The sequence below is a fragment of the Acinetobacter sp. UBA2063 genome, from assembly GCF_002333245.1.
In the GTDB taxonomy this organism is placed as follows: domain Bacteria; phylum Pseudomonadota; class Gammaproteobacteria; order Pseudomonadales; family Moraxellaceae; genus Acinetobacter; species Acinetobacter parvus.
Map to the genome: position 1 here is coordinate 1,429 of NZ_DDAH01000161.1, position 3,189 is coordinate 4,617.

Annotated in this window: 3 protein-coding genes and 1 pseudogene; all 4 read right to left on the minus strand. The window is 40.8% G+C overall.

All coding sequences use genetic code 11. The features are described from left to right. Window positions 1-974 (minus strand): cation-transporting P-type ATPase (locus B4H32_RS07460; protein WP_286801147.1); only part of this gene is annotated, 974 nt, incomplete at its 3' end. A 103-nt stretch (window positions 975-1,077) separates the two neighbouring features. Continuing rightward, entirely contained in the window at window positions 1,078-1,782 is a 705-nt protein-coding gene (locus B4H32_RS07465) for a hypothetical protein (RefSeq protein ID WP_005240821.1), read from the minus strand. Window positions 1,783-2,113: 331 nt separating this feature from the next. Further along, entirely contained in the window at window positions 2,114-2,551 is a 438-nt protein-coding gene (locus B4H32_RS07470) for an RDD family protein (protein WP_005189657.1), read from the minus strand. Between the two features lie 67 nt (window positions 2,552-2,618). Beyond that, window positions 2,619-3,170, minus strand: a pseudogene (locus B4H32_RS07475) (dienelactone hydrolase family protein); the annotation flags it as partial. Between the last annotated feature and the right edge of the window lie 19 nt (window positions 3,171-3,189).

A 3,189-nucleotide genomic window follows, 5' to 3' on the forward strand; every position in this document is an offset into this window, starting at 1 on the left:
AACACAATCGGTGCCATCACCAACATAAAGCGAATCAGTAACCAACTTACTTTATTGACCCCCATCTGAAACGATGTGGTCCCCCGATCTGTCGCCGTCACACGATGTGCCAAAGCACCGAAATAAGTTTGAATACCAGTACTGACTACAACAGCTTGGGCTGAGCCAGACACCACATTGGTCCCCATAAATACGATATTTTCCAACTCAAGCGCACTTTGCTCCTGCATATTTTTTTGCAATGCAAATTTTTCTACAGGCATCGATTCGCCCGTCATTGCAGCTTGCGACACAAACAAATCTTTGGCTGTTAAAATGCGACAGTCTGCAGGGATCATATCTCCCGCTGAAAGCAAGATGACATCACCTGGAACCAAATACTGAATCGGCATTTCAAATTGAGTATTTTTTTGATTTTTTACATCAATTCCATAACGTTGTTGCATCAATGTCAGATCATCATAGCTGACCTGATGACGTAACACCGTTGCTGTGTTACTGACCATGGCTTTTAATGCATCTGCTGCCTGATTAGACTTTGACTCTTGCCAATAGCGTAATAAGGTTGAAAGTATCACCATTACACTAATAATACTGGCACCGGTTAGGTCATCTGTCAGAAAGGCAACCAAAGCTAACAAGCTCAATAAAATATTGAATGGATTGCGATAGCAATACCAAAGATGTTGCCACCAGGTTAATGGCTTTTCATGTGCAATTTCATTTAACCCAACAAGTTTCTGTTGTGCGTTTGCCTGTTGCTCAGTTAACCCCGAATTTGAACTATTTAATTGTTGTAATAACTGTGCTGAATCAAGCTGTGCAGCATCCACTAAACGAGCAGATAATGTTTTACCAATTTCTTGTGCATAGCTTGATTGATGTAATTCTTTAAATGATTGACTCCGCCCAAAAAAGCGCATGAGGTGGAATCTTTTAAGAAATGCAGTAAAAAGTCGTTGCCAGAGTTTCATATTGAAATCCTCTTTTTTAGGCATGCAAAGGCCTTGACCTTATTTTCATCAATAAAGTCGATTGAAAAAATATAAATTTAGGAAATAAAGAAGTTGAGCATTCTTAGAATGAAGGGGTAAAACTTAACCCAAGCCCAAACCATCTCTGTCGAAAGGCATTTAGACGTTCGCCGATTGAAGCTTCTAATACGAGGATATTTGGAATGAGGCTGTAATTCACAGCAGCTTGCACAAAGGGTGATTGACGGTCTTGATTATAGGTTTCTGCGCTTATGGCGAAACGGTCGGATAAAGAGTAATTGGTCGCAACTCCCCAACGGATTAAACCGACATGATCCGGACCATCCTGATAACCAATATTGGTATTGAGGCCCAAGCGTTGATCAATCAGATTAAAACTCATCGGTACGTTGAAAAACCAATCTAGATCGGAGCGCTGTTTAGATTGTTCATCACGTGACAACATCAGGCTGGTAGCAACACCCCAGTGGTTACTCATTGGCTTTAAGACAGTTTTCGCTTGAACAGAAAAACCATGCACATTATCCAGATCTTGGGTCGCATGATAGCCAAGCGAGACTTCAAAATTTTGGCCTAGATTACAGGCTGGCGTAATCTGATAGGAACTGGCTCCGCCCTTTAAAAATAGATATGACGATTCTAATTGACAATGATGTGCTGCGGTTATTGAAGCATCATCTGTATTTAACAGTGGATCTGCCTTGCTCTTTTGAGCGAGCAGCAATACCCCACAGAGTAAAAATACGCTGAGGGTATAATACCATTGAATGGAAGCGTGTAAAAACATAGGCTTCTCCCCATTTTTAGGTGGGAAACTAAACGGGCTGTAGTCAATACAATAAATTTTTGCTAATACGTAAAAATTTTATAAGTCAGGGAATAATTATATACATTTTATCAAAGCTATCTCCTTGCAAGATAGCCGACCTAAAAGGCTAACTTGCTCAGTATTCGCTTTGGTTTAAAAGATAATTAAACCCGAACCTCGAACAACTTCCCATTTAGGATCTCCGTTGAATAAACTCATCGGCATTATAGGGGAAGTTATTAGATTAACAAGCCCCTTTTCATGAATTTTTTATTGCAACACACAATTCAGTGCGACAAGGTTTTATTGCTTAAAGCTCTCTCACTACTACTGTTTTGGCCATTTTGTCATGCCAACCCTGTTTCTTGGAGTCAAATGCCACCCAGATTAAACCAATAAAAAAGACTAATGTTGCTGGGATATAACCAATGTATCGAATGATAGCCTGCCCGACAGTCACATTTTCACCCGTTTTTTCATCCAACACTTTTAATCGAAGCAGACGCTTACCCGGTGTTCCTGCAAATTTAATCCAGCAAAAAATATAAAAGACTGCGGCGAGAATTTGCCAAATCCAGTCTGCCGTAGACATAAATTGGAATGATGAAAAACCATCAGAGGCAACTGTGGTATTGCCACCACCAAAAATCATGGTTAATGGAATCATGGCAACCATCACAATGATTGAATCAATAATCGCAGCACCGAAACGTATCCAGAAGCCCGCGTATGCGTATTGCTGAGACATATATTCCCCTCACTTTTTTATTTCTATAAATGAATTTCAGTAAATAATAACCTGTTGTTCCAATGATTTATATTGTGTTTTGTTTTAATTCTCGCTCAAAGAAATCAATCGTACGTTGCCAAACTACCTTTGCTTCAGGTAGGCCCCGACTGACACTGCGGAAACCATGTGGCATGTTATAGGTATAGGCTTCAACCCGATCACCCAGTTCCTGAATCAATTTTTTGCGCTTGGTTGCTGGACAGAATGGATCAACGTTTGACCAATGTCCCTGCAAAATGCGAATGTTATCCAGAGGTTCTTTTTTCGGTACACCCGCACCTTGAATACCCAGTGAATGATGATAAACCACAGGTGCCAGCATATCCTCACGCTTGGCCATCTGAATCACATAACCCCCTGTTAAACACTGCCCTAACATGCCTAACCGACCATTCGATCTTGGGTCTGCCTTTAATGCATCGAGTAATACATGAATTTCCTGATTAACTTCACTGTCGGCTGCATTGATACGTCCTGCCTTACTCACCATAGCACGAATACAATATTTGACTGCACCACCACTAAATAAATTAGGCACATAAACCAAATAGCCCCGATCAGCCAAGTCTTGGGCATCTTAGACCCTGGCATCGAGA

Excerpts from the sequence above, each read along its gene's own strand:
- B4H32_RS07465 (WP_005240821.1), bottom strand. The coding sequence starts at position 1,782 with ATGTTTTTACACGCTTCCATTCAATGGTATTATACCCTCAGCGTATTT.
- B4H32_RS07470 (WP_005189657.1), bottom strand. The coding sequence starts at position 2,551 with ATGTCTCAGCAATACGCATACGCGGGCTTCTGGATACGTTTCGGTGCT.